Source organism: Arthrobacter sp. HLT1-20, from assembly GCF_054510895.1.
On sequence record NZ_JBTNDR010000009.1, the window covers coordinates 106588 to 122112 of the forward strand.

Annotated in this window: 16 protein-coding genes and 2 riboswitches; of the genes, 10 read left to right on the forward strand and 6 right to left on the reverse strand. The window is 63.7% G+C overall.

Annotation, left to right across the window (positions count from 1 at the left end; translation table 11 throughout):
• Positions 1–55: 55 nt before the first annotated feature.
• The 4 genes from ACX80Q_RS07350 to ACX80Q_RS07365 all read right to left on the reverse strand — a co-directional run bounded on the left by ACX80Q_RS07350 (position 56) and on the right by ACX80Q_RS07365 (position 4692).
• The gene (locus ACX80Q_RS07350) at positions 56–850 is read right to left on the reverse strand and encodes a class I SAM-dependent methyltransferase (protein ID WP_459329872.1); all 795 of its coding nucleotides are present in this window, start codon (positions 848–850) and stop codon (positions 56–58) included.
• Between the two features lie 73 nt (positions 851–923).
• Positions 924–2597 carry a DNA repair helicase XPB gene (locus ACX80Q_RS07355; protein ID WP_459329873.1) on the reverse strand — a complete coding sequence of 558 codons (1674 nt, stop codon included), beginning with the start codon at positions 2595–2597 and terminating at the stop codon, positions 924–926.
• A complete protein-coding gene (locus ACX80Q_RS07360; RefSeq protein WP_459329874.1) occupies positions 2597–4423 on the reverse strand; it encodes a helicase-associated domain-containing protein in 1827 nt (608 codons plus the stop codon). Before ACX80Q_RS07360 ends, ACX80Q_RS07355 begins: the two co-directional genes overlap by 1 nt.
• 29 nt (positions 4424–4452) lie before the next feature.
• A complete protein-coding gene (locus tag ACX80Q_RS07365) occupies positions 4453–4692 on the reverse strand; it encodes a hypothetical protein (protein ID WP_459329875.1) in 240 nt (79 codons plus the stop codon).
• Between the two features lie 201 nt (positions 4693–4893).
• Between ACX80Q_RS07365 and ACX80Q_RS07370 the strand changes: the two genes are divergently transcribed.
• Both ACX80Q_RS07370 and ACX80Q_RS07375 read left to right on the forward strand, forming a co-directional pair.
• Positions 4894–5274, forward strand: a complete 381-nt coding sequence (locus tag ACX80Q_RS07370; RefSeq protein ID WP_459329876.1) for a cold-shock protein — start codon at positions 4894–4896, stop codon at positions 5272–5274.
• Between the two features lie 11 nt (positions 5275–5285).
• Positions 5286–5837, forward strand: coding sequence for a DUF3027 domain-containing protein (locus ACX80Q_RS07375; RefSeq protein ID WP_459329877.1), 552 nt, complete (start codon positions 5286–5288; stop codon positions 5835–5837).
• A 159-nt stretch (positions 5838–5996) separates the two neighbouring features.
• Here ACX80Q_RS07375 and serC read toward each other — a convergent pair whose 3' ends face one another.
• On the reverse strand, positions 5997–7124 hold the full coding sequence (gene serC / locus ACX80Q_RS07380; RefSeq protein ID WP_459329878.1) for a phosphoserine transaminase: 1128 nt from the start codon (positions 7122–7124) through the stop codon (positions 5997–5999).
• Between the two features lie 251 nt (positions 7125–7375).
• Here serC and ACX80Q_RS07385 point away from each other — a divergent pair, with 251 nt between their 5' ends.
• The 7 genes from ACX80Q_RS07385 to ACX80Q_RS07415 all read left to right on the forward strand — a co-directional run bounded on the left by ACX80Q_RS07385 (position 7376) and on the right by ACX80Q_RS07415 (position 13613).
• Positions 7376–8071 carry a metal-dependent transcriptional regulator gene (locus ACX80Q_RS07385; RefSeq protein ID WP_459329879.1) on the forward strand — a complete coding sequence of 232 codons (696 nt, stop codon included), beginning with the start codon at positions 7376–7378 and terminating at the stop codon, positions 8069–8071.
• A 118-nt stretch (positions 8072–8189) separates the two neighbouring features.
• Positions 8190–8420, forward strand: a riboswitch (cyclic di-AMP (ydaO/yuaA leader).
• 127 nt (positions 8421–8547) lie between these two features.
• Positions 8548–9234, forward strand: coding sequence for a M23 family metallopeptidase (locus tag ACX80Q_RS07390; RefSeq protein ID WP_459329880.1), 687 nt, complete (start codon positions 8548–8550; stop codon positions 9232–9234).
• Between the two features lie 134 nt (positions 9235–9368).
• Positions 9369–9587: riboswitch (cyclic di-AMP (ydaO/yuaA leader) on the forward strand.
• A 4-nt stretch (positions 9588–9591) separates the two neighbouring features.
• The gene (locus ACX80Q_RS07395; RefSeq protein WP_459329881.1) at positions 9592–10374 is read left to right on the forward strand and encodes an NlpC/P60 family protein; all 783 of its coding nucleotides are present in this window, start codon (positions 9592–9594) and stop codon (positions 10372–10374) included.
• 126 nt (positions 10375–10500) lie between these two features.
• Positions 10501–11220: a molybdenum cofactor guanylyltransferase gene (gene mobA / locus ACX80Q_RS07400; protein ID WP_459329882.1), complete on the forward strand. Its 720-nt coding sequence runs from the start codon at positions 10501–10503 to the stop codon at positions 11218–11220.
• 8 nt (positions 11221–11228) lie between these two features.
• Complete coding sequence (locus ACX80Q_RS07405) at positions 11229–11528, forward strand: DUF6457 domain-containing protein (protein ID WP_459329883.1); 300 nt, start codon at positions 11229–11231, stop codon at positions 11526–11528.
• A 4-nt stretch (positions 11529–11532) separates the two neighbouring features.
• Complete coding sequence (locus ACX80Q_RS07410; protein WP_459329884.1) at positions 11533–12741, forward strand: molybdopterin molybdotransferase MoeA; 1209 nt, start codon at positions 11533–11535, stop codon at positions 12739–12741.
• A gap of 5 nt (positions 12742–12746) precedes the next feature.
• Positions 12747–13613 carry an alpha/beta hydrolase family protein gene (locus ACX80Q_RS07415; RefSeq protein ID WP_459329885.1) on the forward strand — a complete coding sequence of 289 codons (867 nt, stop codon included), beginning with the start codon at positions 12747–12749 and terminating at the stop codon, positions 13611–13613.
• A 124-nt stretch (positions 13614–13737) separates the two neighbouring features.
• Here ACX80Q_RS07415 and ACX80Q_RS07420 read toward each other — a convergent pair whose 3' ends face one another.
• Positions 13738–14169: an Lrp/AsnC family transcriptional regulator gene (locus tag ACX80Q_RS07420; RefSeq protein WP_459329886.1), complete on the reverse strand. Its 432-nt coding sequence runs from the start codon at positions 14167–14169 to the stop codon at positions 13738–13740.
• 123 nt (positions 14170–14292) lie between these two features.
• On the opposite strand from ACX80Q_RS07420, the gene ACX80Q_RS07425 reads away from it, so the two are divergent.
• Positions 14293–15324, forward strand: coding sequence for an ornithine cyclodeaminase (locus ACX80Q_RS07425; protein WP_459329887.1), 1032 nt, complete (start codon positions 14293–14295; stop codon positions 15322–15324).
• Positions 15325–15525: the final 201 nt, after the last annotated feature.

Genomic DNA, 15525 nt, shown 5'->3' on the forward strand with positions numbered 1-15525 from the left:
ATTCCTGGCCGACTGGATCCAACAACTGCCACACAGGTGTGAGGGGCGTTGCTGCCTAGTCAAGGTGCGCGTAAATCTCCACGGGCGCCAACAGCCCCGAGCGGAAGAACGTCATCAAGTTGCTCAGCTGGGTAGCCTGCACTCCCGCCGGGCCGCTGCCGGACAGGGCCCGTTCCAGGAAGGCCACGGATTCCGAGACGGGAACTTTGGCCTCATAGTCCACACTGAACCCTGCCTGGCCCAGGGCGTCGCTGTAGGCAAGTGGCGGTTGCAGGAAGGATGTCTCGGGGGAGGTGGCCCAAGGCAGCGGGTATTCCTCCACGTCGCCGCCCATCAGCATGATGTCGTACACGGCCATGACGGAGCCCGGCCGCAACACCCGGGCCGCTTCGGCAAAGACCTGGTCCTTGTCTTGAATGTTCATGCCGACGTGAATGAGGACCGCCGCGTCAAAGGAGTCTTCCGCAAAAGGCATTGACAGGGCGCTGCCTTGGGAAAACGCCACAGCGCTGCTCAAGCCGGTGCGGCGGCTCAGCGAGGTTGCCGCGGCCACGCTCTCGGGGATCAGCTCCACCCCGTGGACGCTGGCGCCGAAGTGTCGGGCCAAATGGCGGGCCACCCCGCCCAATCCCGAGCCGATGTCCAGCACGTGGTTCCCGGTATGGATCCCGGCCCGTGTAGCCACCCGGGAGGTTGCCTCGGCACCGCCCACATGCCACTGGTCCATGCCCTGCAGATCGGCAATGTCAAAGTGCTCCGGGTCCTTGCCCATGGCACTGACCCGAGCCAAGATGAGTTGTTCAGCATTGGTGTGGCCGTAGTGTTCGGCCACCGAATCTTCATAGCTCATGACGCTGGTGCGCCTCCGTAGTCCAGTGCATCCACACTCCTGTGAATCCACGGTGAAGCCTGTTTTCCCGATCCTACTCCTGCAGGCCCTCCAAGGCACGGGGAACATCGTGGGCGTCCATGATCCGGTAGGCATAGCCCTGTTCGGCCAAAAAACGCTGGCGTTTGGCGGCAAAGTCGGCATCGACGGTGTCGCGGGCCACCACTGTGTAGAAGCGGGCCGTGCGGCCGTCGGCCTTGGGTCGCATGAGCCGGCCCAAGCGCTGGGCCTCTTCCTGCCGGGAACCGAAGGCGCCGGAAACCTGAATGGCCACTGAGGCCTCGGGCAGGTCGATGGAAAAGTTAGCCACCTTGGACACCACAAGCGTGGGTACACGGCCCTGGCGGAATTCCTCAAAAAGCCGCTCGCGTTCCTTGACCGGGGTGGTGCCCTTGATCAAGGGAGCGTTCAGGCGGGCCGCCAGCTCATCGAGCTGGTCAATGTACTGTCCAATGACCAGGATCTGCTCGCTGGCATGGGCTGCCACCAATGCCTGTGCCACCACCGACTTGGCCAAGGTGGTGGCACACATTCGGTACTTCTCGCCGTCGTCCGCCGTGGCATAGGCCAAACGTTCCGCCCGCGCCAGGTCCACGCGCACCTCCACGCAGTCGGCGGGCGCAATGTACCCCTGGGATTCGATTTCCTTCCAGGGCGCGTCGTAGCGTTTGGGTCCTATCAGGGCGAAAACCTCGCCCTCGCGGCCGTCCTCGCGCACCAGGGTGGCGGTCAGCCCCAGCCGGCGGCGCGCCTGCAAGTCAGCTGTCATGCGGAAAATGGGGGCAGGCAGCAGGTGCACCTCGTCATAGATCAACAGGCCCCAGTCGTTGTCATTGAGCAGCTCCAAATGCGTGAAGCTGCCGTTGCGCCGGGTGGTGAGCACCTGGTAGGTGGCAATCGTGACCGGGCGCAGCTCCTTCACGGCACCCGAATACTCGCCAATGTCCGATTCCGTCAAGGTGGTGCGCTTGAGCAGCTCGGCCTTCCACTGCCGGGCCGAAAGCGTGTTGGTGACAAGAATGAGCGTGGTGGTCCCGGAGGCGGCCATGGCGGCGGCACCCACAATGGTCTTCCCCGCGCCGCAGGGCAACACCACCACGCCCGAGCCGCCCGCCCAGAAGTTCTCCACGGCCACACGCTGGTAAGGGCGCAGGGTCCAGGGGGCTGTTCCCGTGGTCTCGCTCAGGGCGATCGGGTGGCTGGTGCCGTCCACAAAACCGGCCAGGTCCTCGGCGGGCCAGCCCGCCTTGAGTAGCAGCTGCTTGAGCTCGCCGCGGGCTGTCCCGTGAACCACCACCGTCAAAGGATCGATGCGGGCACCCAGCAGCGCGGCCACCTTTTTTGCATGGCACACCTCCGCCAGGATCAGCTCGTCGTCACTGCGGAGCACCAGGCCGTGCTGCGGATCCTGCTCCAGCCGCAGCCGCCCATACCTGGCCATGATCTCGGCAATGTCCAGCAGCAGCGCATGCGGCACCGGATAGCGCGAATAGTTCAACAGGGTGTCCACCACGTGCTCGGCGTCCAGCCCGGCGGCCCGGGCATTCCACAGCCCCAGCGGCGTGATCCGGTAGCTGTGCATGTGCTCCGGGGCGCGCTCCAGCTCTGCGAATGCGGCGATGGCGTGGCGGGCCTCGGTGGAATCCGGGTGCGCCACCTCCAGCAGGATGGTTTTGTCGCTTTGAACAATCAAGGGGCCGTCAGCCATCAACCTTGCGCCTCTCCCCGGTTGCTGTGTTCCGCTGCCGTGATCCTGTGGATGCTGAAATGCCTTTCATGTCCGGTGCCGTGGAGCCGCGCCCGCAGCAAGCCACCCTCAAGGGAGAGCGGCACCAGCAACACCCGTTCACCGTCCCCGGAACCGTTCACCGCGCTCAGCCACACACTGCTGCCGCCCGCAATGGACTGCCGCAATAGTTCCATGACGAGCGCCGGCCCGGCCTCACCAGCCTCGGCGGTGCCCCACACAGGATTGTTTCGGAGTTGGGCCAGCTGGGCGCGCATCAAAACATGTACCGCGTCGTCGGCTGGCCGGGGTGCCTCCCGTGGCGGTGATGGGGTTCTGCGGGGACCGCGCTGTGGTGTTCCTCCCGGGGGCTCTGGCGAACCCGGCGACTCTGGCGGGGCAGTTGAGGCCGGGTGCCTGGCAGTTGCGTCGATCAGGTACTCAAGGGACTGGGGCAACCCGGTGCTGCAATGCCTGCGAAGAAACCCCAGAATGTCCTCGTGGCTCCTTCCCGCAGCCACGGCGTTCCGCAGGGACTCTTCGCTGATGCGGAAGATCCCGGCGGTGCCCCTGCCTTCCGCGGTTGCCAAAAGCTTTAACTCCGCTGCGATGGTGGGCGCCAGAAAGCCCGGTGCCACCACTGTCAGGTCACCCTGAATCACAAAGTGGTCAAGGGGGGCCGGCAGGGTGGATGCCAGCGCCGTCAGTGCCGCTGGCCAATCGGCAGCGGCCGCGCACCGGCCGGGGATGCTCAGCGCCCCGGCGCCCGTGAGCCCCAGAAGTTCCAGCTCGGCCAAGATTCCCGGCACCAGTGCCGACACTGCAGGGGCCTGCCGTGGATGCCGCCAATCCAGCTGCGCCACCACGGAGGCAAGAGTGGGAGCGTACGACATGTTTGGCGATTCGGGGTTGCGGCCGGGCATGGCCAGTTCCGGGGCTGCGAGGGCGCCCAGAACCCTGCGGCGCAGGGCGGCAAGGTGGGGGAGCGCCGACGACGCGGCCAGCGGTTTTGCTGCCGGGCTGTTTGCTGCCGGCGTCCCTAGCGCACCGCTAAAGGGGAGCCTGTTGCTCCCCTGCCAGGCTTGGGCCAGCACCAACCATTGGGCCGGGCGCGCCAACAGCGGCCAGTCCGGCGCTGACGCCCGCCACTGCCTGGACGCGCGGTCGAAGGAGACCAGGTGCGCCGTGGCCGCCAGATCGAGATAAAAGCACAGCTGTGCTTCATCGAGTTCCAGCCAAGCGGCGAGCCTCCGCACAGTGCGCACGCCCGCACCCCCATCCCGCAGGGCTTGCAGGGGAGTGTGCCCCATGGACTCCACCAGCTCGGCGATGTTTCTCAACAGAGACTCGGCGGCGCTCGCCGCTGCGTTGTTGCGCAGGGCCGTGCGGACGTCGTGGACCTCAGGGTGGGGCACGGTGGCGGCCGGGTGGGCCGGCGAACCTGGGCTTTCGCCCAAGACGAGCCCCACGGAGGCGAGGGGAAGGAATTGCGGGGTTCCGGCGTCGTCCGCGGGATCGGGGGAAACGGCCGTCAATAGGGCCAGCTCATGCAGTTGCGCCAGTGCGGCCTGTGCGGCTTCCGTGCCCGCCGCGGCTGGTGAATGCAGGGCCGTCAGTGCGTGCAGCTGGGGAGCATTGAGTGCGTCCAGGGCAGTGAGGATGCTGCCGGGACCGCACAGCCGTGTTGCCAGGGCGGCGAAGGTGGCAACCGGCGGATTGATGGCATCCGGGCGCAGGGTGAAGAGCCGGAGCAGCTGCTCGTCGCTGCGGTGGGCCAGCTCGGTGGCCAAATCCGCCAGGGTGCCCATGGGTGGAAGCAGCGCGGTTTCGTGGCCGGCTAGAGGCGGCGGCGAATGGCCACGGAGCGCATCACGCTGGCGCCCATCATGAGGAACGCCGCGGGCAGGGCGATCATGGAGATCCAGTTGAAGCCGGGCCACGGGGTGCCGCCAGCCCACTTGCTGATCAGGACAACTATCAAGGCGATCAAGGCAATCACGGCCATGGCCATGGCCGCATAGTTGAACATCTGCCAGCCACGGCTCACTGTTTGCGGTGCGGAAAAGTGGGGGTTCATGAACATAACGCTAACAGCGGACAGTTGGGGCGCAAAGCCGCGGTGCCGGGGTCAACGCGGTAATGTAGGGATGCGTGTTGCTACACGTTCTGTCACTGTAGGTCCCGGCTGCCACAAAATACGGCCCGGAGTACTGCGGAAAGTCATCGCGCAGGCACAGAATGTGATTTCCACCGACAAAACTTTTTAAGGGGTAAGCAAGTGCCTATCGGCAAAGTGAAGTGGTACGACAACGAAAAAGGCTTCGGCATCATTGCTGCCGATGACGGCCGCGAGGTTTTCCTGCGCGCCAATGCGCTGCCGGCGGATGCGGGCGACATCAAGCCCGGAACGCGGATGGAATTTGGCGTAGCCGATGGCCGCAAAGGCGCCCAAGCCATGGCTGCAAAGATCTTGGACCGCAGCGCGTCCGTGGCCAAGGCCAAGCGCATGCCGGCCCGCGACCTTGCCCCGATTGTGCAGGACCTGGTGTCCTTGCTTGAGCACTCTGTAGGATCACTGACCAACGGCAAGTATCCTGATGGTGACGCGAGCAAGATTGCCGCAGCGTTGCGCAAGGTTGCCGACAACTTCGACGCATAACGGTGCCCACCATGACCGAATTTTCTGGCGAATCAGACGCCTCAGCAGTTCCGGAAGCAACGCCGCGCCCGGGTGTTCCCACCTGGCGCGTGGGTAAGCCCGACGCGTTCCTGGCCGCGGACGTGGCAACGGCGCGGGCTGCCGTGCGGAGCATTGCCAACGACGGCGACATTGGCCGGCACCTCGGTGCCCGCAGTGAAGGTGTCCGCTGCGTGACGCATCTGTTTGAATCTCAGCTGCCCGGATACGGCGGCTGGGTGTGGTTTGCCACCCTGGCGAGGGTCTCCCGAGGCAAAGCCGCCACGGTCAATGAGGTGGGGATGCTGCCCACCAACGATTCGGTCCTGGCACCGCCGTGGGTGCCCTGGTCCGAGCGGGTCCGCCCCGAGGACCAGCCGGCGCCCGACGAGGAGCATACCCCGGTTGACGACCAGCCGGAAGCGGCGGATCATACCGACGACGGCGACGCCCACTCCGACGCGGACGACAGTCACGCTGACGACGAGTCCCACGACGGGCACGACGACGACGGCGATCTCGTTATGGACGACGCGTCCAGCTAAAGGCGCAGCGCAACTAAAGGCGCAGCTGACCTGGCCAGCACGGGCACCAACGGCACCCGACAGCCAACCACTAAGGCGCGCCGATGCCCTGGGGCGGGCACAAAGAAGGCGGCTTCCACAGTGGAAGCCGCCTTCTTAGTGCCCTGGTCAGGGGTGGAGTTAGATGTTCTCGATGACGTAGTCGATGCACTTGGTCAGTGCCGTGATGTCCTCGGGATCGATGGCCACGAAGGTGGCAATGCGCAGCTGGTTGCGGCCCAGCTTGCGGTAGGGCTCGGTGTCCACAATGCCGTTGGCGCGCAGCACCTTGGCCACCGCCGCCGCGTCCACCGACTCGTCGAAGTCGATCGTGACAATGACGTTGGAGCGGTCTTCCGGGTTGACCACGTACGGGGAGGCAACGGGGGAGGACTCGGCCCAGGAGTACAAGCGGCCTGCGGAATCGGCTGTGCGTGCCGAGGCGAAGTCGATGCCGCCGTTGGCGTTGAGCCACTGGACCTGGTTGTTCAGTGTCACCAGTGTGGACAGCGCCGGGGTGTTGTACGTCTGGTTCAACAAGGAGTTGTCAATGGCCGTGGTCAGGTTCAGGAAGTCAGGAACCCAGCGGTTGGAGGCACCGATGCGGGCCGCACGCTCCAGGGCAGCCGGGGAGAACAGCGCAAGCCAGATGCCGCCGTCGGAGGCAAAGTTCTTCTGCGGGGCAAAGTAGTAAACATCGCTCTGGCGGACATCCACGGCCAAGCCACCGGCGGCGGAGGTGGCATCCACCAGCACCAGGGCGCCGTCGTCCGCGCCGGCAACGCGCTGCACGGGAGCGGCCACGCCCGTGGAGGTTTCATTCTGCGGCCACGCGTACGTGTCCACGCCGGCCTCGGCAACAGCCACGGGTCGGGTGCCGGGGGCCGAGGTGATGATGGAGGATGCGGCAAGGAACGGCGCATTGTTGGTGGCGGAAGCAAACTTGGAGCCGAACTCGCCGAAGGAAAGGTGCTGGGCCTTGTTCTCCACCAGGCCAAAGGCTGCAACGTCCCAGAACGCCGTGGAGCCGCCAACACCCAGAATGACCTCATAGTCGTCAGGGGCACCAAAGAAGTCCTTCAGGCCGCTGCGCACATCGCCTACAAGGTTCTTGACGGGCGCCTGACGGTGGGAGGTGCCCAGGAGCGTTCCGCCAGCCTCGGAGAGTGCCGCAATCTGCTCGGGGCGAACCTTGGAGGGGCCGGCGCCAAAACGGCCGTCGGCCGGGCGCAGATTGGCGGGAATGGTGAGGGGCGTGGATTCGCTCACAAGTTGCTCCAAAAAGTAAAAGATGGAAGTTGGTTTAAGCCCCAAGGGCTGCTGCCAATTCTGCCGTAGAAGTTCGCTCAGCGGAAAAATGTTGACATGTATGGAATAAAGCGTCCGCCAGTGGGGGTTCCCCGTACGTCCGGCGCGTGGCGCGCTCCCGCCCCAGGTTTCCTTCGGTAGCGCCACTCAGGCTAACGTAGAGATGAAAAGGCTTTGCCCAAAATCTCACTCAACAACAGGAGGATACTGCCGTGGCCGATCTGATTGACACGACCGAAATGTATTTGCGGACCATCCTGGAGTTGGAAGAAGAGAACATTGTGGCCCTGCGGGCGCGCATTGCCGAACGCCTGCACCACTCCGGTCCCACCGTTTCACAAACCATTGGCCGCATGGAACGTGACGGCCTGGTCATCGTGTCCGGTGACAGGCACCTGGAACTGACACCCGCCGGCCGCGACAAAGCCACCCGCGTGATGCGCAAGCACCGGCTTGCCGAAAGGCTGCTCTCCGATGTGATCGGACTGGATTGGGCGTACGTCCACGAGGAGGCCTGCCGCTGGGAACATGTGATGAGTGAGCGCGTGGAACAGCGCCTATTTGACCTCTTGGGCCGGCCCGAAGAGTCCCCCTACGGCAATCCTATTCCGGGACTTGAAGAACTTGGCGGGGAGATCTCGCCCCTGTTTGCCGCCGGACTCGTCACACTCGTGGACGCCATGACCAGCTACTCGCCGGAGCAGCAGGTAATCATTCACAGGCTGTCCGAGCGCATCCAGGTGGATCCGGAATTGCTGGTTCAGCTTGACGAAGGCGGACTGCGCCCCGGAGCGCAAATCTCCTTGGCCCAGGTGGGGGAGTACATTTCGGTCCGCGTTCCCGGGATCGAAGGCGCCTTGGAACTGCCGCCCGAGGTGGCCTCACACATCTTTGTCTCTATGAGCTGACTCACAGTTATTGATAACGAAGGTAACGGAATTATTACGTTTACCGCTCGTACCGTATAGTAATAAACAGGCGCTGTAATCAAAGCGTTACCGTTGTGCGACACCGAACCTTGCCTTCACACAACGGACAGCAAACATTCAGGCAAGGGCGGGGGAACCACTTTTGGCAGGCTTGCAGCCTGCCTTGGGGTGAAGCCCGTAATCGAAACACAGCAAACTATTTCGCTGACGTTGTCCTTTTGGACGGCGCCATGGATAGACGCGTGTCTCGAGGCTGGGCCGGATCAAAAGTTTCACTCTCTGATCCGAATCCGACAGCTAACTTCGCAGGTGCACCCATAGAGAGGTTTTTAGTGTCAGAGTTTAAGCAGCGGGGACGCCGTCGCGCGTCGTCGCCGGCAACTCATGAGCTTGTAGCTACCACCGGCAGTCGCCGCGAAGCACTTGCCGCAGAGCGTGCCAATTCATCATCGAGCGTGTCCGTAGCCGCTTTGATGCGTGCCGGCGCCGCCAGCGGCGCAGGCCAAAAAATGGGTGTCGCCATGGCCGCCACGGGTCTAGTACTGGCCGTCACCCTGCCCTCTGCCCAGGGCATTGACCAGCAGCAGCTGGAACCGGAATTTGCAGCGTCGACGCAGACTTTAGTCACTGCATCCGCGGATATTCCCATTACTTTTGCGGCCCCGGAAATTGGCAGCAAGTTGAACGCCGATGGCCAGTTGAAGGAAACGTTGAAGGTCAAAGCCTCCAACGTCACCCCTGCCGCCTCCAAGGGAACGCTGTCAGCGCCCCTGAAGGCCTTGGCACCAAGCTCCCCGTTCGGTGACCGCATCAGCCCCATTACGGGCCAGATTGACGAACACCACACCGGCCAGGACTTCGCCGTTGCGAGCGGCACCGACGTACTTGCAGCCGCCGGCGGAACCGTCACCTTCTCGGGGTGGCACACCTACGGCGGTGGCAACCGCGTAGTGGTGGACCACGGCAACGGGCTCTCAACGTCCTACAACCACATGAGCAGCAACTCGGTCAAGGTTGGCCAAAAGGTTGAGCGTGGCGACGTGGTAGGCCTCAGCGGTTCCACCGGCGCATCGACCGGCCCCCACCTGCATTTTGAAGTAATCGTCAACGACGAAACCGTCGATCCCATGGGCTGGCTTTAATCCATCCACAGGCTACGTTTGATTACGACTTAGTCACCTGACCGTGACCTGAACGTGACATTGGCAAAAATCTGTTGTAACGTCGTAATCGCGCCAACTTCGAATCAAGCTGGCGCCCATGAGTGGATTGCCTAGCTCTGCCACTGCTCATGGTCCGTTCGTATCAATCGTCTGGCAGGGGCGGGGGAACCAATAATCGGGCTTCGCATTTAGTGCAGAAGTCCTTGGGGTGAAGCCGCGAAGCGTTAAACCACGTAGAAGAAGTGATTCTAAACGTGCGCCATAACGTGGAGCGGCCGGGTGACTCCCATCCGAATCCGACAGCTTACCTCGCAGGCATTGGGAGAGGAATCCTTCTTGGCTTCAAACACTGCCCTCGGGCGCCACCGCGCCGAGGTTGTTAAGACCAGCCCGATCTCCACCCTCACGAAAGCCGTCAGCTCCAACGTCGGCGGGGTTGGTCGTCAGGCAGCTGTTATTGCAGCTGCTTCAGGACTGGTACTCACATCCGGTATCGCAGCAAACGCGGCTACTCCCACTGTGGAGCGCGCTTCTGACGGTGCAACCACGCTGAACATGAAGACGGAACTCGCGTCCGCCATCACGGCAGCTTCCACGGTGAAGATCTCCTTCGCCACCCCCGCAATCACCTCCACCCCGGCCCCTGTTGTTGAGGCGCCGGTAGTTGTAGAGGCACAGAGCAGCGACGTTGTTGCAGCACCTGTTGCAGAAGAGGCCGTGGCACCCGCCGCAGCACCGGTTGCCACGGTCACCACAACAGCACCTGCCGCAAAGCCTGTTACCAAGAGTGGAATTGGCGCAACCATCGCCAGCGCCGCCTTGGCTCAGATTGGTGTTGGCCAGGACTGCACCGCACTTGCCAGCAACTCCTTGGCTGCCGCTGGAATTAACTTCCACGACTGGCCCGCTGGCTACTTGAGCTTGGGACGTACGGTTTCCGCAGCCGAAGCTCAGCCCGGTGACTTGATTTACTATGCAGATGGCGGCATGGGCATGGCCCACATCGCTGTTTACATTGGCAACGGCCAGGCCGTACACGGTGGATGGGGCGGCGGCACAACCGCTATCTTCTCCGCCAACGTCGGTTCAGGCCCCGTATTCATCGCCATGGGTCACTAAGAACTTTTTACACCCAATAAACCCCGTCCTTGGACGGGGTTTATTGCTTTAATCGCACGCCAGCAGTCCCTTGGGCTCCTCTTACGCGCGGTAACATGGCCACATGCTGACTTTGACACCGCATCCATGCAGGCAGTGATTCTGGCCGGTGGACTCTCCCGGCGCCTCGGTGGCGTGCCCAAGGCGGGTCTCCTGGTGGAGGGCACCACCCTGCTGGCACGTACAGTGCAGGCCGCGGCACAGGCCATCGACGCCCACGAGGCTGCGCAACAATGGGCCCAGCCAGCCGCAGCGCACGGGGACGCTGGCGCCCGGGCCCGGATCGCCGTCGTGGGTCCCGTGGAAAGCATCGCCGGATGGCTCGGAACCACGGAATCGGGTGGGCGCGTGGTGGCCGTGCAGGAAGATCCGCCCCATGCCGGCCCCGCCGCGGGAATTGCCGCCGGATTGGCAGCACTGCCCCTGGGCGATGACCCTGGGGAAAGGGTGTTGGTCCTTGCGTGTGACATGCCCGCCGCCGCTGCGCTTGCCCGGCTTCTGGTTGAAGCAGACAATCTTGAGGCAGCCAGCCTGGAATCTGGCCCAAGCGCGCCGCCGCGTGCCGTGGTGGCCGTGGACAACGGCAGGCTTCAGCCGTTGGCCGGAATCTATCCCTCGCGGGCGCTGCGGGCTGCCGTTGACGCGGCACGGGCGTCACAGCGGCTGGCGAACGCGTCTGTGCGTTCACTCATTGCTAGTGTGACTATCAAGGAATGTGCTGTCCCGGCGGGAATCACCGCGGACATCGACACGTGGGATGACGCCCGCAGCCACGGCATTGCGGTGCCGTGCGGCGGGCAGGAATGAGGAAGCAGTTGGAAAATCAGGACGAGATTTTGCAGGCGTGGATGGCAAAGCTGCAGGCGGCGTTTGAGATTGCCGACATTGAGGTGGACATTCAGGGCGTGCTGAACGTTGCAGGCGTGGCAGCGCACTCGATCGTTCGCCCTGCGGCACCCCTGACAACCTTTGTGGCGGGCCTCGCGGCAGGCTTGGCAGCAGGGTCCGGCCAGACGGATGAGGCAACCGCCATGAAGGCGGCCCTGGGACTGGCCACGTCCATGGCAGCGGCAGAGCGGGCCGAGCCTGTGCCCGGCACAGCAGCCGAACAATAGCCCCATGGCATCCACGCCGGCTGACCGGCCGCGCATGCTGGCGCACACCTGGGACGAGGCCAGGGCGCTTGCCTACGAGCTCCCCGACGCGCTGCCTGCCCACCCCGTGCCGCTGGCCGACGCGCTGGGCAGGACCGTGGCGGGCGACCTTCTGGCGCTGCACCCCATGCCCCACTACGCCTCCTCCGCCATGGACGGCTGGGCCGTGGCGGGGAGCCCACCCTGGATCTTCGCCGAACCCGGCAGCCGGCTTGCCGCGGGGCAGGCGGTGCCGATTGTCACGGGAGGGCTGATCCCCGCCGGTGCCAAGGCTGTTTTGCGCAGTGAGTCGGGCCAGATCAGGAACGACGACGACGGCCTGCCGGTTTTGGTTCTTGGGCCCGAATCCCGGCCCGGGGAGCCGAAGAACGGCCAGCACATCCGCCCCGTGGCGCAAGAGGCCGCCCTGGCCGAGGTCTTGATCACCTCTGGCACCAGGCTGAACCCTGCCCACCTTTCCCTGGCCGCACTGGGCGGGGCCGACGAGCTCCACGTTTTAGGCAAGCCGCTGGTCAAGCTGGTGCTGACGGGCGATGAGGTGGTGGCGTCCGGGATCCCGGCAGCCGGCACGGTGCGCGACGCATTCTCGCCGCAGCTGCCCGCCGTCGTAAGCCTCCTTGGCGGCACGGTGGTGGGGCTGGAACGGGCCAACGACACCCTCGAGTCTATCCTGGCGGCCCTGGAAGACTCACCGGAACTGCCTGCGGACGTCCTGATCACTACAGGAGGCACCGGAAATTCATCGGCGGACTTCCTGCGCCAGGCCATTGCAGCCATGGGCGGAACCATTCACCTCAACAGCATCGCCATGCGGCCCGGCCATCCCACGCTGCTGGCCGAGCTGCCCGACGGCCGTTTCCTGGTGGGACTGCCGGGCAACCCCCTGGCAGCCATGGTGGCCCTGCTAAGTGTTGCGGCGCCGCTGCTGGCCAAACTGGGCAGCGCAGCCATGCCGGGCACCTTTGAAGTCCCTTGCGGAACGCCCATCAAGGAATTTCAGGGTCCCACCAGGCTCATGCCGTACCGGCTGGTATACGGCCTAGCGTCGCCATGCGCTTACACAGACTCCGCCATGATGCGTGGCCTGGCGGCTGCTGACGGCATCATGGTGGTTCCACCTCATGGGGTCAAAATGGGGGAGACCCTCACGGCTTTCGCGCTGCCGTGGACGTAGGAGACGTGAGTGGGCATCCGGTTTCCTTCAACTGCGCCGACGGTCGGGTGCTGCGAGGGCATCTTTTTGACGTCCCCAACGGCGTTGAACAGCGCGGCACGGTGGTCATCGGCAGTGCCACCGGAGTGTTGGCCGGCTACTATCACCGGTACGCGGCCTTCCTTGCGTTGCACGGATTCGCTGCCGTCACTTTTGACTACAGGGGGATTGGCCAGTCCCACGGCGGATCGTTGCGCGGCCAAACCCAGCGTTGGTTTGAGTGGGGATCGCTGGACATCGACGCCGTGCTGGCTTGGGCGCTGGCCCGCTCGCTTGGCCTGCCCGTGCACTTTGTGGGGCACAGCTTTGGTGGCTTTGGCGTGGGGATGGCGGCACATGCCAGCCAGCTTTCCCGCATCCTGACGGTGGGAGGGCAGCACGCGCACTGGCGCGACTTCACCTTCCGCTACAAAGTGGACCACGCCGTCCGGTGTCTAGTGACTGTGCCGCTGGTGGCGATGTTCGGCTATTTTCCGGCCAAGCGGCTGGGCGTCATGGAGGACCTCCCGCGCGCAGTGGCACTGGACTGGGCCCGGTCCCGCAAAGATTTCACAGCTGCTGCTGGCTCCGATCGTGCGGCCCTGCGCACCAACCAGTTGGCCGTTACCGCGCCCATCCTGGCCGTGGCACCCAACGACGATTCCTACGCCACCCTGGCCGCCATGGAACGGGCGGTCGCCTACACACCCAACAGCGAGGCCCGCATCATCCACCTGCGCCCGGAACACTACGGGGAGGCCGCCATGGGCCATTTCGCCTTGTTCCACAGCAGATACAGGCACACATTTTGGGCACAATCTCTGGCATGGCTCCGAGACGGCACCTGGACGTAGACGCCCTGCCGGAACCTTTCTTCACACCCTCTCGCAGCAATGGTGTGTTTTTCCCCGACCCTCTCGCAGCAATGGCTGGATTTTGGGCGACGCTATCGCAACACGGGCTGGATTTTGGGCGACGCTATCGCAACACGGAACTGAGCAACAAGCTGGTCTCACTGTTGACAACGCCCGGGATGGAACGGATTTTTCCCAAAACCTTGTCGAAATCGGCGAGGTTTTCCGCACCCAACTCGGCCACCAGGTCCCAGGCGCCGTTGGTGGTGTGCAACGCCCGGATCTCGGCCAGCCCCTTCAACTGGCTGATGACCTGGTCTGTGGCCCTGCCTTCCACTTCTATGAGGGAGATGGCGCGAATGGAGAGAGGATCCAGCTCATCACGCACACGCACGGAGAAGCCAACCACAGTGCCGGAGGCCAGCAGCTTTTCCATCCTGCTGTTGACGGTTGCCCGAGATACGTCAAGCAGCCTTGCCAGGCTGGCCACGGGTTCCCGGCCGTTCTCGCGGAGTGCTGACAGCAGTGCCCGGTCAAGGTCATCAAGGGTGGTCATGCGCAAAGTGTATAGCGGGGCGCCACGTTTTGTGCACAAACCATGCGGAATGTGAGTGATCTGCCCATTGAACATACAAATCGCTGCACCGTACAGTGAAGGAAACTATGTGAAGGAAGCCCAATGACGCGCTTTGTAGATGTTCAAAATATGATCCGCTGGGTTGCCGCACGCGGCCCGGAAGCCATCATGGCAGAGATGGTTGAATACCTTGGCGATGATTTTCGGCGGTGGGAAGAGTTTGACAAGTCCCCGCGCGTGGCCAGCCACACGGCGTTTGGCGTGATTGAGCTGATGCCCACCGCCGACCAGGACAGTTATGCGTTTAAATACGTGAACGGCCACCCCTCAAACCCGATCCGTGGGTTTCAAACTGTCACGGCGTTTGGGGTGCTGGCCGATGTGCACAACGGCTACCCAACGTTCATGTCGGAAATGACGGTTCTGACGGCGCTGCGCACTGCCGCAACCTCGGCCATGGTGGCCAAGAAGCTGGCCCGGGCCGATTCTCGTCACCTGGCCCTGATCGGCACCGGGAGCCAGTCCGAATTCCAGGCACTGGCGTTTCGCGGTGTACTGGGGATTGAAAAGCTTACGGTGTGGGATACCGACCCTGCCGCCATGGAGAAATTTGTGCGCAACATGCGCCCGCTTGGTTTTGACATCACGCTGGCCGAGTCAGCCAAGGCAGCCGTCCGGGGAGCGGACATCATCACCACCTGCACTGCAGACAAGACCAAGGCCACCATTCTCACCGCTGACATGGTGGAACCCGGCGTCCATATCAATGCCATCGGTGGGGACTGCCCCGGCAAGACGGAACTCGAGGCCGCCATCTTGCACAGGGGCAGCGTCTTTGTTGAGTTTGAGCCCCAGACCCGCATTGAGGGCGAAATTCAGCAGCTGCCAGCGGACTTTCCGGTCACGGAGTTCTGGCGGGTACTTTCGGGCCAGGCCGCTGGCCGCATTGCTACTGACCAGGTAACCATCTTTGACTCGGTGGGATTCGCCGTTGAGGATTTCTCGGCCCTGCGCTTTGTCCGCGATTCAGTGGCCGGTACCGAGTTCTTCGCAGAGATTGACCTGGTGGCGAATCCCGCGAACCCCAAGGACCTGTTCGGCCTCATGGGCGTTCTGGCTCCCGCCGGGTCCTGACTCGTGGCCGGATCCGCCGGGCCAGCACGTGCAACTGCGATAGCGTTGCGGAAAACGACGCCATTGCTGCGATAGCGTCTCGGGAAAAGTAGCCATTGCTGCGATAGACAATATGAGGTGAGGGTGGTTGGGTTTCGTGCCCGTCCGCCGTTGGTGAGGGCCGGGACGTGCTATGTCATAGCGTCCGTGGGTTGCCAGTGA